Source organism: Mycetohabitans sp. B8, assembly GCF_021991875.1.
GTDB lineage: Bacteria > Pseudomonadota > Gammaproteobacteria > Burkholderiales > Burkholderiaceae > Mycetohabitans.
This window is the reverse complement of the sequence record NZ_JAHLKR010000008.1, coordinates 323,742-339,733: the sequence shown is the minus strand read 5'-3', so window position 1 is coordinate 339,733 and position 15,992 is coordinate 323,742. Positions and strand designations below refer to the sequence as shown.

At 62.6% G+C, this 15,992-nt stretch carries 13 protein-coding genes; 4 read left to right on the top strand and 9 right to left on the bottom strand.

The window, feature by feature from the left end; all coding sequences use genetic code 11:
- Nucleotides 1-84: 84 nt before the first annotated feature.
- From folP to KQH60_RS04040, 3 genes are all read right to left on the bottom strand, one after another.
- The gene (gene folP / locus KQH60_RS04050; protein ID WP_237575264.1) at nt 85-981 is read right to left on the bottom strand and encodes a dihydropteroate synthase; all 897 of its coding nucleotides are present in this window, start codon (nt 979-981) and stop codon (nt 85-87) included.
- 82 nt (nt 982-1,063) lie between these two features.
- Nucleotides 1,064-2,956, bottom strand: a complete 1,893-nt coding sequence (gene ftsH / locus KQH60_RS04045) for an ATP-dependent zinc metalloprotease FtsH (RefSeq protein WP_237575263.1) — start codon at nt 2,954-2,956, stop codon at nt 1,064-1,066.
- Nucleotides 2,957-3,162: 206 nt separating this feature from the next.
- Nucleotides 3,163-3,819, bottom strand: coding sequence for an RlmE family RNA methyltransferase (locus tag KQH60_RS04040; protein ID WP_237575262.1), 657 nt, complete (start codon nt 3,817-3,819; stop codon nt 3,163-3,165).
- A 107-nt stretch (nt 3,820-3,926) separates the two neighbouring features.
- Here KQH60_RS04040 and KQH60_RS04035 point away from each other — a divergent pair, with 107 nt between their 5' ends.
- Nucleotides 3,927-4,514 (top strand): YhbY family RNA-binding protein, encoded by a 588-nt coding sequence (locus KQH60_RS04035; protein WP_237575261.1) that lies wholly within the window; start codon nt 3,927-3,929, stop codon nt 4,512-4,514.
- A 110-nt stretch (nt 4,515-4,624) separates the two neighbouring features.
- Here KQH60_RS04035 and KQH60_RS04030 read toward each other — a convergent pair whose 3' ends face one another.
- The 6 genes from KQH60_RS04030 to gloB all read right to left on the bottom strand — a co-directional run bounded on the left by KQH60_RS04030 (nt 4,625) and on the right by gloB (nt 13,840).
- Nucleotides 4,625-5,092 carry a DUF4149 domain-containing protein gene (locus KQH60_RS04030; RefSeq protein ID WP_237575312.1) on the bottom strand — a complete coding sequence of 156 codons (468 nt, stop codon included), beginning with the start codon at nt 5,090-5,092 and terminating at the stop codon, nt 4,625-4,627.
- 38 nt (nt 5,093-5,130) lie between these two features.
- Entirely contained in the window at nt 5,131-5,607 is a 477-nt protein-coding gene (greA, locus tag KQH60_RS04025) for a transcription elongation factor GreA (RefSeq protein ID WP_237575260.1), read from the bottom strand.
- Nucleotides 5,608-5,757: 150 nt separating this feature from the next.
- Nucleotides 5,758-9,012: a carbamoyl-phosphate synthase large subunit gene (gene carB, locus KQH60_RS04020; RefSeq protein WP_237575259.1), complete on the bottom strand. Its 3,255-nt coding sequence runs from the start codon at nt 9,010-9,012 to the stop codon at nt 5,758-5,760.
- Nucleotides 9,013-9,144: 132 nt separating this feature from the next.
- On the bottom strand, nt 9,145-10,305 hold the full coding sequence (gene carA / locus KQH60_RS04015; protein ID WP_237575258.1) for a glutamine-hydrolyzing carbamoyl-phosphate synthase small subunit: 1,161 nt from the start codon (nt 10,303-10,305) through the stop codon (nt 9,145-9,147).
- A 742-nt stretch (nt 10,306-11,047) separates the two neighbouring features.
- On the bottom strand, nt 11,048-12,775 hold the full coding sequence (locus KQH60_RS04010) for a transglycosylase SLT domain-containing protein (protein WP_237575257.1): 1,728 nt from the start codon (nt 12,773-12,775) through the stop codon (nt 11,048-11,050).
- Between the two features lie 222 nt (nt 12,776-12,997).
- Complete coding sequence (gene gloB / locus KQH60_RS04005) at nt 12,998-13,840, bottom strand: hydroxyacylglutathione hydrolase (protein WP_237575256.1); 843 nt, start codon at nt 13,838-13,840, stop codon at nt 12,998-13,000.
- Between the two features lie 21 nt (nt 13,841-13,861).
- Here gloB and KQH60_RS04000 point away from each other — a divergent pair, with 21 nt between their 5' ends.
- The 3 genes from KQH60_RS04000 to dnaQ are packed head-to-tail and all read left to right on the top strand — an operon-like array spanning nt 13,862 to nt 15,964.
- Nucleotides 13,862-14,671 (top strand): class I SAM-dependent methyltransferase, encoded by an 810-nt coding sequence (locus tag KQH60_RS04000; RefSeq protein WP_237575255.1) that lies wholly within the window; start codon nt 13,862-13,864, stop codon nt 14,669-14,671.
- Nucleotides 14,672-14,718: 47 nt separating this feature from the next.
- Nucleotides 14,719-15,168, top strand: a complete 450-nt coding sequence (gene rnhA / locus KQH60_RS03995) for a ribonuclease HI (protein ID WP_237575254.1) — start codon at nt 14,719-14,721, stop codon at nt 15,166-15,168.
- 52 nt (nt 15,169-15,220) lie between these two features.
- Complete coding sequence (gene dnaQ / locus KQH60_RS03990) at nt 15,221-15,964, top strand: DNA polymerase III subunit epsilon (protein WP_237575253.1); 744 nt, start codon at nt 15,221-15,223, stop codon at nt 15,962-15,964.
- The last annotated feature ends 28 nt before the right edge of the window (nt 15,965-15,992 follow it).

Below are 15,992 nucleotides of genomic sequence, written 5' to 3'. Positions count from 1 at the left end.
TCCTTTTTTCGTCCTGTGCGACGCGTCCACCGGTGTGCGCCGCGCACGCCGCAACGTGCGTCGCCTCTGTTGCTGTTTATTTCTCTAGCCCTGCATGGACTGGGCGTCGCACCACGGTCGTGCCCGCATCGCCTGCCAGACCTTCAATGCATCGACCGTCGGCGCGACATCGTGCACGCGCACGATCGACGCGCCCCGATCGACCGCCGCCAGCATGCCGGCAAGGCTGCCGGCCATCCGCTGCTGCGGTGTGTTGCGACTCGTGGCCACGCCGATCATCGACTTACGCGACAGCCCCACAAGAATCGGCACGCCGGCGGGCACGACGTGCGGCAACTCACGCAGCAGCGTGAAGTTGTGCTCAAGCGTCTTGCCAAAACCAAAGCCCGGATCGACACAAAGCCGGTCTGCGGCGATCCCGGCGCGCTTCAGTGACCGGAGCCGCTCGTCGAGAAAGCCACGAACATCCGCGACGACATCGCGGTACTGTGGCTCGCGCTGCATCGTACCGGGTTCGCCTTGCATATGCATGACACACAGAGCGCAACGCGTGTCGCGCACCGCATCGAGCGCGCCGGGCTGACGCAGGCCCCAAATGTCGTTGATCATGTCTGCGCCGGCATCGAGCGCGGCACGCATCACTTCGGGCTTGTACGTATCGACTGAGATCGGCACACCCGTATCGCGCAACGCGTCGATCAAAGGCAACACCCGCGCCAGTTCCTCGTCCAGCGTGACCGGCGGTGCGCCAGGCCGCGTCGATTCGCCGCCGATGTCGATCAAGTCGGCCCCCTCGTCGATCATCTGCTGGGCGTGCACACGAGCGGCCTCATAGCCGACGAAACGTCCGCCATCGGAGAACGAGTCCGGCGTCACGTTCAAAATACCCATCACCAGGGGCCGTGCCAGCGTCAGCCTGAAGCGGCCACATTGCAACGTCGCGCTGGCGGCCGGGCCGGTTGTGCTAGGAATACTCGACATCGAATAGGAATACCGGGGAGAAAATAAATGACAAAGGGCTGGTGCACCAGCACCAGCCCTTGGCGGGAAAACGGTTGCGGTTTTACGCGGGGGCGGTCGCGCCCGGCGTGGGCTTCACCTCGGCGCCGCCACCCGTGCCGCCGCTCGGCGCGTCGCTGGACGGCGGGGGCAGGTTCTTCGGCGGACGCGGATCATTACCCGACATGATGTCATTGATCTGGTCGGCGTCAATCGTCTCCCATTCGAGCAGCGCCTTGACCATCGCCTCGACCTTTTCGCGGTTATCCTCCAGCAGCTTGCGCGCCAGCCCATATTGTTCGTCTAGGATGCGGCGAATCTCTGCGTCGACCTTCTGTTGCGTGGCCTCAGACACCGAACGCGACGACAACCGGCCGAGCATGCCGTCCTGCTCCGTATCGATATAGACCATCGTCCCAAGCACGTCGGACATGCCGTATCGCGTCACCATGTCGCGGGCCATCTTTGTCGCCCGTTCGAAGTCATTGGACGCGCCAGTGGACATCGAATTCAAGAAGACTTCCTCGGCAGCCCGGCCGCCGAACAGAATCGCGATCTCCTCGAGCATCTTGTCGCGGTACAGATTGACGCGATCATGCTCGGGCAGCTGCCACGTGACGCCCAGCGCCCAGCCGCGCGGCATAATTGTTACTTTGTGAACCGGATCGGCGTGCGGCAGCAGCTTTGCGACAACCGCATGGCCCGACTCGTGATACGCCGTATTGCGACGCTCCTCTTCGCGCATCACGGCTGACTTACGCTCCGGACCCATGAAGATCTTGTCCTTGGCATCTTCGAAGTCCTGCATCTCGACGATGCGCTTGCCGCGACGCGCGGCGAACAGCGCCGCCTCGTTCACCAGGTTCGCGAGATCCGCGCCGGAAAAGCCTGGCGTGCCGCGCGCCACCACCGACGCATCGACGTCACTCGAAATCGGCACTTTGCGCAGATGGACCTTCAAGATCTGCTCGCGTCCACGGATATCCGGCAAGCCGACGTAGACCTGACGGTCGAAACGTCCGGGACGCAGCAGCGCCTTGTCGAGCACGTCGGAGCGATTGGTCGCGGCAATCACGATCACGCCCGAATTGGCCTCGAAACCGTCCATCTCGACCAGCATTTGATTCAGCGTCTGTTCGCGCTCGTCGTTGCCACCGCCCATGCCGGCGCCGCGATGGCGACCAACTGCGTCGATTTCATCGATGAACACGATACAGGGGGCGTGCTTTTTCGCCTGCTCGAACATGTCACGCACGCGGGCTGCGCCCACGCCAACGAACATTTCAACGAAGTCCGAACCCGAAATACTGAAGAATGGCACCTTTGCCTCACCGGCGATCGCACGTGCAAGCAGCGTCTTGCCGGTCCCCGGCGGTCCAACGAGCAGCACACCGCGCGGAATGCGGCCGCCGAGCTTCTGAAACTTCTGCGGATCGCGCAGGAAATCGACTAGCTCGGTCACTTCCTCCTTCGCCTCATCGCAGCCCGCAACGTCGGTAAAATTCACCGCATTGTTGTTTTCATCGATCAGCCGCGCGCGCGACTTGCCGAACGAAAACGCGCCGCCTTTGCCGCCGCCCTGCATCTGTCGCATCATGTAGAACCAGAACCCGATGATCAGGATCGTTGGGCCGAGGTAATACAGCGCAGACACCAGCGCGTTCGGTTCATCATCCGCCTTGCCGCTGACCTGCACGCCATACTTCATCAGGTCGCCGACCATCCAGATGTCGCCGGGCGACACAATTTGGTATTTTTGGCCATCCGCAGGAGTGACGGTGAGATTGCGGCCCTGGACGATGACGTTCTTGATCTTGCCGTTCTTCGCGTCGTCCATGAACTGCGAATACGTGACGCCTTCCTGGACGCGGGGCTTGTCGAACTGCTTGAACACCGTAAACAGCACCAGTGCAATGACAAGCCACACTGCCGCCTTGGAAAACATGTTGTTGTTCAACGCACCACTCCTTCACTCATATAGGGCGGCATCCGACTTTCAGCCAGAAAGCCAACCACCTTTGGGCATTCTAATCCAGTCCGCCTCCCCCTGCCATAGCGATTGACGCTCGGGCGGATAGCGAAAAACTTGAAAAAAACCACGCGTTTTGCGCGTCTCGGCGCGCCATGCCGAAACGGTGCGCTGCTGAACCGATATTCCTGCATTTACGCCCGCGGATGCTTCAGCACCCGACCGAGAATAAATGTTTCCGACGATTTGTCGCGCGAAGCCTTCGGCTTGCGCGCAGCCACGGTCCTGAATTGGTGCTTGAACCGCTCGACGATCTGGCTGTAGCCGCTGCCGTGGAAACACTTGACCAACAGCGCTCCCTGTGGCGTCAAGTAATGCTGGGCGAATTCGAGCGCTAAATCACACACGTGCTCGATCCGCGCCGCATCCGCCACCGCGACACCCGACAGGTTGGGGGCCATGTCGGAAATGACAAGGTCTACCGCGCGTCCATCGATGGCCGCCTCCAACTGCGCCAGTATCGCGTCGTCGCGGAAATCGCCCTGGATGAACGTCACATCGGCGATTGGCTCCATCGGCAGCATATCCAGCGCAATGATCGTGCCATTAATGCCACCGCCGGCACGGTGGACACCGGCCGCCAGCTTGTTACGCGCGTATTGGCTCCAGCTTCCTGGTGCGGCGCCCAAGTCGACGATCACCTGTCCGGGCCGGATCAGCTTGTCCTGTTCGTCGATTTCTTTGAGCTTGTACGCCGCGCGTGCCCGATATCCGTCGCGCTGCGCGAGCTTGACGTACGGATCATTGATGTGGTCATGCAACCACGATTGATTGAAACGGTTTTTTGCCATAAAAGAGTTTAAATGTGGCCCGAGCGACACGGTGACGGCTCTTTTGGCGGATAATAAGCGTCTTTTGCGGCCGCGTTGGCCGCGGCCCTGCTTGCCGGATTACCCACATGCCTGCCCTGACCCTTTCCTCCGCCGAGCGCAGCGCGCTGCGCTCGCAAGCCCATCCGCTGAAGCCAGTCGTCCTGATCGGCGCAGATGGATTGACCGACGCGGTACTCAACGAGATCGACGTGCACCTGAACGCGCATGAGTTGATTAAAATCCGCGTGTTCGGCGACGAGCGCGACGAGCGCGCGGCGCTTTACGACACAATCTGCGACCGTCTATCAGCGGCGCCCATTCAGCATATCGGCAAGCTGCTGGTGATCTGGAGGCCGCGACGCGACGACACCGAGGCCCGTACCCCGCGCGGCACTGCCTCGCGCACCCGCACGGCCCAGGCCCGCGCCGTGCCACAGCGCAACGCCGATGTGCCGAGCGCCGGCACCGCCCGCTCCGCCGTGCGCCGCGACACATCGACGGCTAGTGCCGCGCCACGTGTCGTCAAGGTTGTGAAACCGTCCAGCACGATACGGCGCCCAAAGCCGCAATTGGTCAAGGTGCTCGGCAATGAACGCGTCACCTCTGGCGGCAATGTCAAAAAGGCGAAAAAGCGACAGACAAGTCCAAAGCGCCAGCACCAGTCCAACAAGTAGGCACAACCGACCCGCTACCGACTCCCGCGCGTCCACGCACGCCCGTTGACGGCATGCGATTGCGCGCAGCCTGCACGGCGAGCGCACCGCGATGGCGGGGGTGCGATCGCTCAGAACATCGACCGCGTGGCGACCGGTAAGCGCCACACCAGCACGAGGCCAAGCAGGCTTTGCACCAGGTAGATGGCGCTGGATGCGACGTGCAATGCACCAAAGCGCGCCGCATAAGCGGAACGTCCAACATCGGTCCCGGCTTGCTGCGCCGCGACGCGCCATTCGTTCATCAACGGCTGCAGCGCGAAATAGCCGACCAACACGCAAACCAGCATCGCGACGATCACCCAGCGCGCGGCCCGGTACGCTCGGTCGCCGCGCTTAACGAACGCGTGCGCGAACCCGAGCAGTACGATACCGGTCCCCATGCCGATCACCGCCTGCGTGTGGAAAAGTGAGGCGGCGACCGTGCCCGCGTTCGCGCGATCGAGCGACGCGAACAGGGTCGGCGCAGCCAGGTAGCCAATGCTGACGAGACTGCCGACCCACAGCATCGCGAGCAGGCGGAACAAGCGCTGTGCAATCATCGTTTGAATGGTGCGATCAACAGGAGCATGACATTTTACTCGTAACGTACCGCAATGATCTCGTACTCGCGCACGCCGCTGGGCGCTTGCACTGCCGCCACATCGCCCTCGAGTTTGCCAATCAACGCGCGAGCAATCGGCGAACTGACCGAGATCAGCCCATGCTCGAGATCCGCCTCGTCGTCCCCAACGATCTGGTAGGTGACCTTGTCACCTGAATCGAGATCCTCGAGATCGACGGTGGCGCCGAATACGACGCGCCCATCTGCGTCGACCGCCTTCGGATCGATGATCTGCGCGGCCGATAATTTTGACTCGAGCTCAGCGATGCGGCCCTCGATGAACGCCTGCTTCTCCTTCGCGGCATCGTACTCGGCGTTTTCCGATAAATCACCTTGTGCACGCGCCTCGGCGATCGCGTGGATCACCGACGGACGCTCGACCGACTTCAGTCGTTGCAATTCGTCACGCAGTTGGTCAGCACCGCGCTTCGTCAGTGGAATAGTGCTCATAAACGGCTCAGGGTTAAAAAAATTACCGCGGTTGATCGCATCCCATTCCGGGATACCGCTCAACCGCGGCTCATAGGGCTATTTCGGATATCACCGACGGGTACAGACGCATCTTACCTCATCTGCGCAAGCCCGCCGCCGGATCGATGATCAGTTTAGGCGAGCGTGGAGCCCTTGTAAATCATAGACCTCGAGGTTTTTCAAATAGCGCAGGCCTTCGACCGCGGCGCGCGCACCGGACATCGTCGTATAGTACGTCACCTTGTTCGCCTGCGCGCTCATGCGAATCGAGCGCGAATCGGCGATCGCGGTCCGGGTTTCATCGACAGTCGTGAACACGAGCGCGATCTCGCCGTTCTTAATCATGTCGACGATATGCGGCCGACCGTCCTTGACCTTGTTGACGACTTTGACCGGCACGCCGGCGGCCGCAATAGCCGCGGCCGTGCCCTTCGTTGCCACCAACGGATAGCCGAGTTCGTGCAGCATGTGCGCCACCTCGACGGCCTTGGACTTATCCGCGTCCATCACGGTCAGCAGCACGGTACCCGAGGCGGGCAGCCGCGAGCCGGCAGCCAGTTGTGACTTAAACAGCGCCTCGCCGAACGTGCGTCCGACGCCCATCACTTCACCGGTCGAACGCATCTCCGGTCCCAGCACTGGATCGACAGCCGGGAACTTGGTGAACGGGAACACCGCCTCCTTCACGCTAAAGTAAGGCGGCTCAACCTCCCGTGTCACCCGCTGCGCGGCTAGCGTCTGTCCGACCATCACGCGCGCGGCGATCTTGGCCAGTTGCAGCCCGGTTGCCTTCGATACGTACGGCACCGTGCGAGACGCGCGCGGATTGACTTCCAGCACGTAGATCATATCGCCGAGCGTGCCGTCGGCCTGCGGCACCTGCTGGATCGCGAACTGCACATTCATGAGCCCGATCACGTTCAGCGCCCGCGCCATTGCCGCGGTCTGCCGCTTGAGCTCGGTCACGGTCGCGGCCGACAGCGAGTAAGGCGGCAGCGAGCATGCGGAATCGCCAGAATGCACGCCCGCCTGCTCGATATGTTCCATAACGCCACCAATGAAGACCGCGCTGCCATCGCAGATGCAATCGACATCGCATTCGATCGCATCATTCAGGAACCGGTCCAGCAACACCGGCGAATCGTTCGATACCTTGACCGCCTCGCGCATGTAGCGTTCCAAATCACGCGGCTCATGCACGATCTCCATCGCGCGGCCGCCCAGCACATAGGATGGACGCACAACAAGCGGATAGCCAATCTCGCCGGCCAGCCGCAGCGCTTCTTCCTCGGTGCGAGCGGTACGGTTTGGCGGCTGACGCAAGCCGAGCGATTGCAACAGCTTCTGGAAGCGCTCGCGGTCCTCGGCCGCATCGATCATGTCCGGCGACGTGCCCACGATCGGCACGCCATTGGCCTCCAGATCCAGCGCGAGCTTCAGCGGCGTCTGGCCGCCGTATTGCACGATCACGCCGAGCGGCTTTTCCTTGTCGACGATCTCGAGCACGTCCTCCAGCGTCAGCGGCTCGAAATACAGCCGGTCCGACGTGTCATAGTCGGTCGACACCGTTTCCGGATTGCAGTTGACCATGATCGTCTCGTAGCCGTCCTCGCGCATCGCCAGCGCGGCATGCACGCAGCAATAGTCGAACTCGATGCCCTGGCCAATCCGGTTCGGGCCGCCGCCCAGCACCATAATCTTTTTGTTCGTCGTCGGCTGCGCCTCGCACTCCTGCTCGTACGTCGAGTACATGTAGGCGGTTTTCGTCGCAAACTCCGCCGCGCAAGTGTCCACGCGTTTGTATACCGGCCGCACATTCAACTCGATGCGACGCGCGCGCACCTCGGCCGGATTTGTGCCCATGAGCTTGGCCAGACGTCGGTCCGAGAAGCCGCTCTGCTTCAGGTACCACAGCTCGTCGCGCGACAGGCTGGCCAGCGAGCGTGTGGCGAGCGCTTTTTCCTTCAGCACGATCTGCTCGATCTGGGCGAGAAACCACGGATCGATCGCCGTTTCGTCGAAGATCTCGTCGCGCGACAGGCCCATGCGGAATGCGTCGCCGACATACCAGATCCGGTCCGGACCCGGCGTGCCGATCTGCTCGATGATCTCGTCGCGGTCCGTGGACTTCTCGTCCAACCCGTCCACGCCGACTTCCAGCCCCCGCAGCGCCTTTTGAAACGATTCCTGGAACGTACGGCCGATCGCCATCACCTCGCCGACGGACTTCATCTGCGTGGTCAAGTGCGAATCGGCCTCGCGGAATTTCTCGAACGCAAAGCGCGGCACCTTCGTAACCACGTAGTCGATCGTCGGCTCGAACGAGGCCGGCGTCTGGCCGCCGGTGATCTCGTTCTTCAACTCATCCAGCGTATAGCCGACCGCGAGCTTGGCCGCCACCTTCGCGATCGGGAATCCCGTTGCCTTCGACGCGAGCGCGGACGAGCGCGACACGCGCGGATTCATCTCGATCACAATCATGCGGCCATCGCGCGGATTGATCGCAAATTGCACGTTCGAGCCGCCCGTATCCACGCCGATCTCGCGCAGCACCGCGAGCGACGCGTCGCGCATCAATTGGTATTCTTTGTCGGTCAGCGTCTGCGCGGGCGCAACGGTGATCGAGTCGCCGGTATGGATGCCCATCGGATCGAGATTCTCGATCGAGCAGACAATGATGCAGTTGTCGTGCCGGTCACGCACGACCTCCATCTCGAATTCCTTCCAGCCCAGCAGTGATTCCTCGATGAGCAACTCGCGCGTGGGCGACAGATCTAGGCCGCGCTTGCAGATCTCTTCGAACTCGACACGGTTGTAGGCAATACCGCCCCCCGAGCCGCCGAGCGTGAACGATGGCCGGATCACCACTGGATAGCCCGCGCCGCCGGTCGCCTGGGCAATCTCAACCTGGACCTTCAGCGCCTCTTCCCACGAGTGCGCAATCCCCGACTTGGCCGAGCCCAGCCCGATCCGATTCATCGCCTCTTTAAACTTTTGCCGGTCCTCGGCCTTGTCGATCGCCGCGGGCGACGCGCCGATCAACTCGACGCCGTATTGGTCCAACACGCCGTGCCGATGCAGCTCCAGCGCGCAGTTCAGCGCGGTCTGGCCTCCCATCGTCGGCAGGATCGCGTCGGGACGCTCCTTCGCGATGATCGTCTCGACGACTTCCCAGGTGATCGGTTCGATGTACGTGACGTCGGCCGTGTCCGGGTCGGTCATGATCGTCGCCGGATTGCTGTTGACCAGGATCACCTTATAGCCTTCCTCGCGCAGCGCCTTGCACGCCTGCGCGCCGGAATAGTCGAACTCGCACGCCTGGCCGATGATGATCGGCCCCGCACCGATGATAAGGATACTGTTGATGTCTGTCCGCTTGGGCATAACGCTACTCGCTGGTGTGCGCGTGTATCGCGCTGATATTCGTGTCTTTGGTATTGCGGTGCGGCGCATGTTGCACTCGCACCTGCACGCTGTCTGGCTCGCCGCGGGCAATGAAGCGCCCGCCGCGCGGCGCTATGCGGCGCTCGTGGCGCAGCTGCGGCCGGCCTTGCTCGTCTCGATCAGGTCAACAAACCGGTCGAACAGGTAGCCGATGTCGTGCGGCCCCGGCGACGCTTCCGGGTGCCCTTGGAAGCAAAACGCGGGCTTGTCTTGCAGCGCAAAGCCCTGCAGCGTGCCATCGAACAGCGACACGTGCGTGACCTTCGCGTTGGCCGGCAGCGTTGACGCGTCAACCGCAAAGCCGTGGTTCTGCGAGGTGATCACGACTTTGCCGTTGTCCAAATCCTTGACCGGATGATTGGCGCCATGGTGGCCGGTCTTCATCTTCAGCGTCTTCGCGCCGACAGCCAGCGCCATGACCTGGTGGCCCAGGCAAATGCCGAACGTGGGCACGCCGCGCTCGATCAATTCGCGCGTCGCGGCGATCGCGTAATCGCACGCTTGCGGATCACCGGGCCCGTTGGACAGGAACACGCCATCCGGATCGAGCGCGAGCGCGTCGGCGGCGCTCGATTGCGCGGGCAGCACGGTGACCTGGCACCCTCGCTCGGCAAGCATGCGCAGAATATTGCGCTTGATGCCGTAGTCGAACGCGACCACCCGGTACTGCGGTGTGGGTTGCGCCCGGTAGCCTGCGCCCAGGCGCCATTCGGCCTCGGTCCATTCATAGCGCGCGTGCGTCGACACAACTTTTGCCAGATCCATGCCGGCCAGGCCCGGAAACGAGCGCGCCAGTTCGACCGCTTGCTGTTCGTCGGTCCCGACGAGGATGCAGCCGTTCTGCGCGCCCCGCTCGCGCAGGATGCGGGTCAACCGGCGCGTGTCCAGACCAGCGATCGCGACCACGCCCTCGCCGGCCAGATAGTCGGACAGCGTACGTTGAGAGCGGAAATTCGACGCCAGCACCGGCAGGTCACGAATCACCAGGCCGGCTGCATGGACGCGCCCCGACTCGACGTCCTCGTCGTTCACGCCGACATTGCCGATGTGCGGATACGTCAGCGTGACGATCTGGCGCGCGTAGCTGGGGTCGGTGAGGATTTCCTGGTAGCCAGTGATCGCGGTATTGAACACCACTTCACCAATCGTGTGGCCGGTGGCGCCGATCGAGTAGCCGCGCAAAATGGTGCCATCGGCAAGCGCGAGCAGAGCGGGAGAAAAAGACGGCAACACGGGAGGCTCCTTCCGGGGACACCCTGCTGCCGACCTGTCGTCCTTGTCCGGGGGGCGCATTGTCCGCCTCCGAGCCAGTTCGACTCACGGACGACGTACACAAGCGGTCCTGCTGCGGGCGACAGCTCCGATAGAATCGGGCGCGCGGCGGACGAGCGGTTTGGGGACGGTAGGCGCTAGGGTGCGGGTTGATTAACTTAAACTTTCAAATTATAGCTTGAAACCGATCTTGCCTCCAAATCCATCGATTCAACGGTCCAATGTCGGCTAAGCTTCAGTTTTAGTCCATTGTCAACCGGATCGGCGCGTCTCGGTAGTCCCAGTCGCCTCCTGTCGCAACCTGCGTGCCGCCCGTGCGTCGCAGGCCGGCACGAAGCCCCGATTGCGGCAAGCCCCTGCACCCCGACCAGCGCGAACCAGACCCCCTGATGTGCGTGGGCTGGATCATGGCCGCCTCGCGCCGGCCCATGATCCAGCGCTGCGCCGATCGCCACTTGCAGCACAAAGATCCCCCAAATTACCAACGTGAAATTCGTATTCACGCGGCCGATCAGGTACATCGGAAAGTGCTCGGCAAGCACGGCATCGGTGAGTGCCGGTGCTACCCAATGCGCCGTAGGCGGCCCACACCGCCATCGGTAGCCGCGGCGCCCCTGGCGGGACTTCTTCGATGCGGCGGGGTGGGACGCGGATGAACCCAAGCGCGGACCGATCTTCGACGACTCAGGACTGCACGGGCCGCCTATTTTGCCTTGCGTTTGCGTGCGTCGCCCGCAGTCTTCGCGCGGCTCGCGACCGCGACCTTGGTCTTACCGGCGGACGCTGGCACTGCCTTGCCGGCCCCGATGGACGACGCGGCAGCGCCCGCCGACTTCGCCGCACCCTTGCCCGCCTTCGCCCTACCGGTCTTGCTGCGAACCGGCTCGGCAACGCGCACGATGCGCGCACGGCCCCTGCGCGCATCGTAGCGCGAAACGACCCGCCTGTTCTGCGCACGCGCCGAAATCTTCTCCACACGGCCCGCGCGCGACGCCGGCACCTCTTTAGCGATCGCCCGTCGGACCGGTACGTGTAACATCAGCCGCTGACCCGCCATCACCGTGTCGCGCCGCGTATGGTTCCACGCCTTGACCTGCGCAACCGTCACGCCATAGCGCTTCGCCACGGCGGCGATCGACTGCCTGCGCCGCACGCGGATCAACATCTTGCGCGTATCCGGCACGTCCGGCTCCATCGCGAGCACTGCATTTTCCGCGACGTCGGCGCTGATATCCTCATCGTTGCCGTCGTCCTTGGGCACTAGCAGCGTCGAGCCGGGCTTGAGCCGCATGCCGGCTGGGATCTTGTTAACCGCCATCAGCATGCCCGAATCGACGCCGATTTTCTTGGCCAGCACCGCCGGAGTCGCGCGCTCGGTCACCTTGTACGTCGTCCACGTCGACAAGGTTCCGTCGTAGGCCTTCAGGTTGCGCTCAAACACATTCGCGTTCTCGAACGGCAGCAGGATCTGCGGTTGCGATGCGCCGAGAATCACCGGTTGTTTGAAGCCGGGGTTCAGCGAGCGGAATTCGTCCAGCGAAAGGCCCGCGAGCTTGGACGCCACCTTGACGTCGATGTCGCGCGCGGTCGTCACCGTGACGAAGTACGGGTGATTCGGGATATCCGGTAACGTCAGCCCATATTGCCGCGGGTTCATCACGATGTTTTTCACCGCCTGCAGCTTGGGCACATAGTTGCGCGTCTCGGACGGCATCGGCAGGCTTTGATAATCGGTCGGCAGCCCGCGCGCCAAGTTGCGCGCAATCGCCCGTTTTACGCTGCCCTCGCCCCAGTTGTAAGCAGCCAGTGCCAGATACCAGTCGCCGAACATGCCGTGCAGCTTCGTCAGATAATCGAGCGCCGCACTGGTCGAGGCGACGACGTCGCGCCGTTCGTCCTGAAACATGTTCTGTTTCAGTTTGAAGGTGCGGCCCGTGCCGGGCACGAACTGCCACATGCCGGCGGCCTTCGCGACCGAGAGCGCATGCGGGTTGAACGCCGACTCGACGAATGGCAACAGCGCCAACTCCGTCGGCATGTGCCGCTGCTCAAGCTCCTCGACGATGTGATACAGGTACTTCTTCGAGCGTTCGGTCATGCGCTCGACGTAGTCGGGGCGCTGTGCGTACCAATTCGTCTGCATGTCGACCAGATTGCTTTGCAGGTCCGGGATCTGGACGCCGGCGCGAATCCGGCTCCATAAGTCATCGGAGCCTTGCAGTTCTTGCACGCTGCCATGATCAACGTCGATCGTGTGTTTGGATGCAGACAGCGCGGCATGCTTCTGGATGGGATTGCCTTCGACGAGCTGCAGGTTCTGCGAGGTGGAAAGCGCGGAGGAAGCTGGTTGAGAGGATTGCGCCATATTCGTGCCGCTGCTCGCGCAGGCGGCGAGCAACAGGGTCAACAGCGCGCTGAGTATCAATCGCATCGAACGTCTCGGATTCCAAAGGGGCGCCGGAAAATTGGGTCCGATAGTACGCAGAACGCGTGCGTCACGTCAATCTAAAAACTGTAAAAAAGCCTGCAAAATCGGGGCGTTGAAGCCTGTTCTTTACTGGTTTCGTGCGAAATCCGCCATCGATGTGAGGGTCTCGACATGCGGCGTCGTGGTGCTAAATGATGACGTCCGGATATACCGACGCGGTTGACGTCAGCGAAAGACGTTCTTCCATTCACGCAACGCAGCGAAGGTGTCGAGCCGCCCGCTCGTGTGCACATGCCGCTTGTCGGCTAGTTGCTGCCGGATCGACGGCAGATGGGCGCGCAGGAACGGATTGACGTGCTTCTCATGACCCATCGTAGTCGGCAAAGTCGCCTCCCCATCGGCGCGTAACCGCTGAGCCCGGTCCCGCCAGGCGAGCAAGTCGGCGTTGTCCGGTTCCACCGCAAGCGCGAATGCGATATTGGACAGCGTGTATTCGTGCGCGCAATGCACTTCGGTGGCATCGGGCAGCGCGGCCAGCGCGTCCAGCGACGCCAGCATCTGCTGCGGCGTGCCCTCGAACAGACGCCCGCAGCCGCTGGCAAATAGCGTGTCGCCGCACAGCAAGTGCGGCACCGGGTCCGAGCCGGCCGCCGCGAAATAGGCGATATGCCCGCGTGTATGGCCGGGCACGTCGATCACGGACAATACCAATCCGAGCGGCCCGATCCGGACTTCATCCCCGCCCGCAAGCGGGTTCGTGACGGCCTGGATGGCCTCACTGCGCGGACCGTACACTGGGACCGGGCCGTGTGCGCCACACGTCTGGATCAACGTGGCCACTCCGCCGACATGGTCGGCATGGTGATGGGTGAGTAAAATAGCGGTCAGCCGCACGCCTTGTCGCTGCAGGAAGTCGGCGACCGGCGCGGCATCGCCGGGATCGACCACTGCGGCATCACCTCCGTTCGAGATGACCCAGATATAGTTGTCCTTGAACGCCGGAACCGGGATGTATTGCAACCTGCCACCAGCGTCACGGGCTGATCTGGCTTCTAACGGTACGTTCATCGCGCAGGACCCATAGAAACAATGTCGAACCGACCGATTATAGACTGGCCAACCTGGACCGAATCACCACCGGGGCGATACGTGCTCGCGTGGGAGCAAAGTCAACTCGATCGCCTGGTGTCCGACATGTTCGGCTATTACGCGCTGCAGTTGGGCTTGCCGCAGCTCGATGCGTTGCGCGAGAACCGCATGCCATGCCGCGGCCTGGTGCTGGACGCGGCCAGCGGCGCGAGCGCGCCCTATCGATTGCCGGGCCAGGACAGCCATGGCGCCGCCGATACCGGCCGGCGCCACGCGCCGCCACAACGCGAAACGCTTTGGTGCGATTTCCTGGACCTGCCGTTTGAGACGCAAAGCGTGGACCTGCTGATCCTGCCGCACACGCTCGAGTTCACGCACGATCCGCATCGGCTGCTGCGCGAAGCCGAACGTGTCCTCGTGCCGGAGGGACGGCTCGTGATCGTTGGCTTCAACTCGCTGAGCCTGTGGGGCATGCGACAGTCGATCAGCCGCCGCGGCGGCCATGCGTTCGTGCCAGCAGCACACGACCTGATCGCCTTTACAAGAATGAAGGACTGGATCAAGTTACTCGGCTTCGAGCTGGACCGTGGCCGCTTCGGCTGCTACCGCCCGCCGGTGGACACCGAGACATGGCTCGCCCGGTATGCGTTCATGGAAGCAGCCGGCGATCGCTGGTGGCCGATTTTCGGCGCGACATACATGATCACCGCGATCAAGCGGGTGCATGGCATGCGGCTGATCGGTCCGGCCAAAATCAAACAGGCGCTCGCGCCAGCGCTGAACCCAGTTGCGGCGCCAAACGCTCACTGACAACGCCGGCGTGCGCTGGCATTGCGCGTCACCCTATCGACGAACTTATGGAATCCAACACCCTCATTGAGATTTACACGGACGGCGCCTGCAAAGGCAACCCGGGTCCGGGCGGCTGGGGCGCACTGCTGCGCTTCGGCGCGCAGGAAAAAGAGCTGTTTGGCGGCGAGCGCTCGACGACCAACAACCGAATGGAACTGATGGCCGTGATCGCCGCGCTCGAGGCGCTGAAGCGGCCCTGCAAGGCGATCGTCCATACCGACTCGCAGTACGTGCAAAAAGGCATCAGCGAATGGATTCACGGCTGGAAGAAGAAGAACTGGATGACCGCCGCGAAAACGCCGGTCAAGAACGCCGATCTATGGCAACGTCTCGATGCGTTGAGCGTGCTACACGAGATCGAATGGCGCTGGGTCCGCGGCCACGCCGGCCATCCGGAAAACGAACGGGCCGACGCGCTAGCCAACCGAGGCGTGGCATCACTCGAGCAAGCGTGAGCCGTGTGCGGACGCGCCGCATGCTGAACTTTTCTGAACAGGCAATCCCACTATGCGTCTTCTCGTTCTCGACACCGAAACCACTGGCCTGAACGCCAAAGGCGGAGACCGGATCATTGAAATCGGCTGCGTCGAAATCGTCAACCGGCAACTGACCGGCAATAACCTGCACTTTTATGTTAATCCGGAGCGTGACAGCGATCCCGGCGCATTGGCCGTACACGGATTGACTACCGAGTTTCTGCGCGACAAGCCGAAGTTCGCGGAAATTGCCGATGCGCTGCGTGATTTCGTCAAGGATGCCGGCATCATCATTCATAACGCACCGTTCGACATCGGCTTTCTCAACGCGGAATTTGCGATGCTGGGGCTACCGCCGTTTCGCGATCATTGCGGCGAAGTGATTGACACGCTGGTGCAGGCCAAGGCGATGTTCCCCGGCAAGCGTAACTCACTGGACGCGCTGTGCGAGCGCTTCGGCATCAGCAATGCACACCGCACGTTGCATGGCGCGTTGCTCGATGCGGAATTGCTGGCCGACGTCTATCTAGCGATGACGCGTGGCCAGGAAAGCTTGGTCATCGACATGCTGGCCGACACGCCGGGCCCAGGGTCGATCGCCACGGCGCGCGTGTCGCTCGCCCAGTTTGAGCTACCCGTTATCAGTGCGAGCGATGACGAGCTTGCCGCCCACGCGGGTGTGCTCGACGAACTCGATAAAGCACGCAAAGGGCCGTGCGTGTGGCGGGAGCCGCCGCAGCTGGTGAACGAAGCCGCCCCCGCGGCTGCCGCGTGATGCGGTGACGTGCCACGTACGTCGGTAC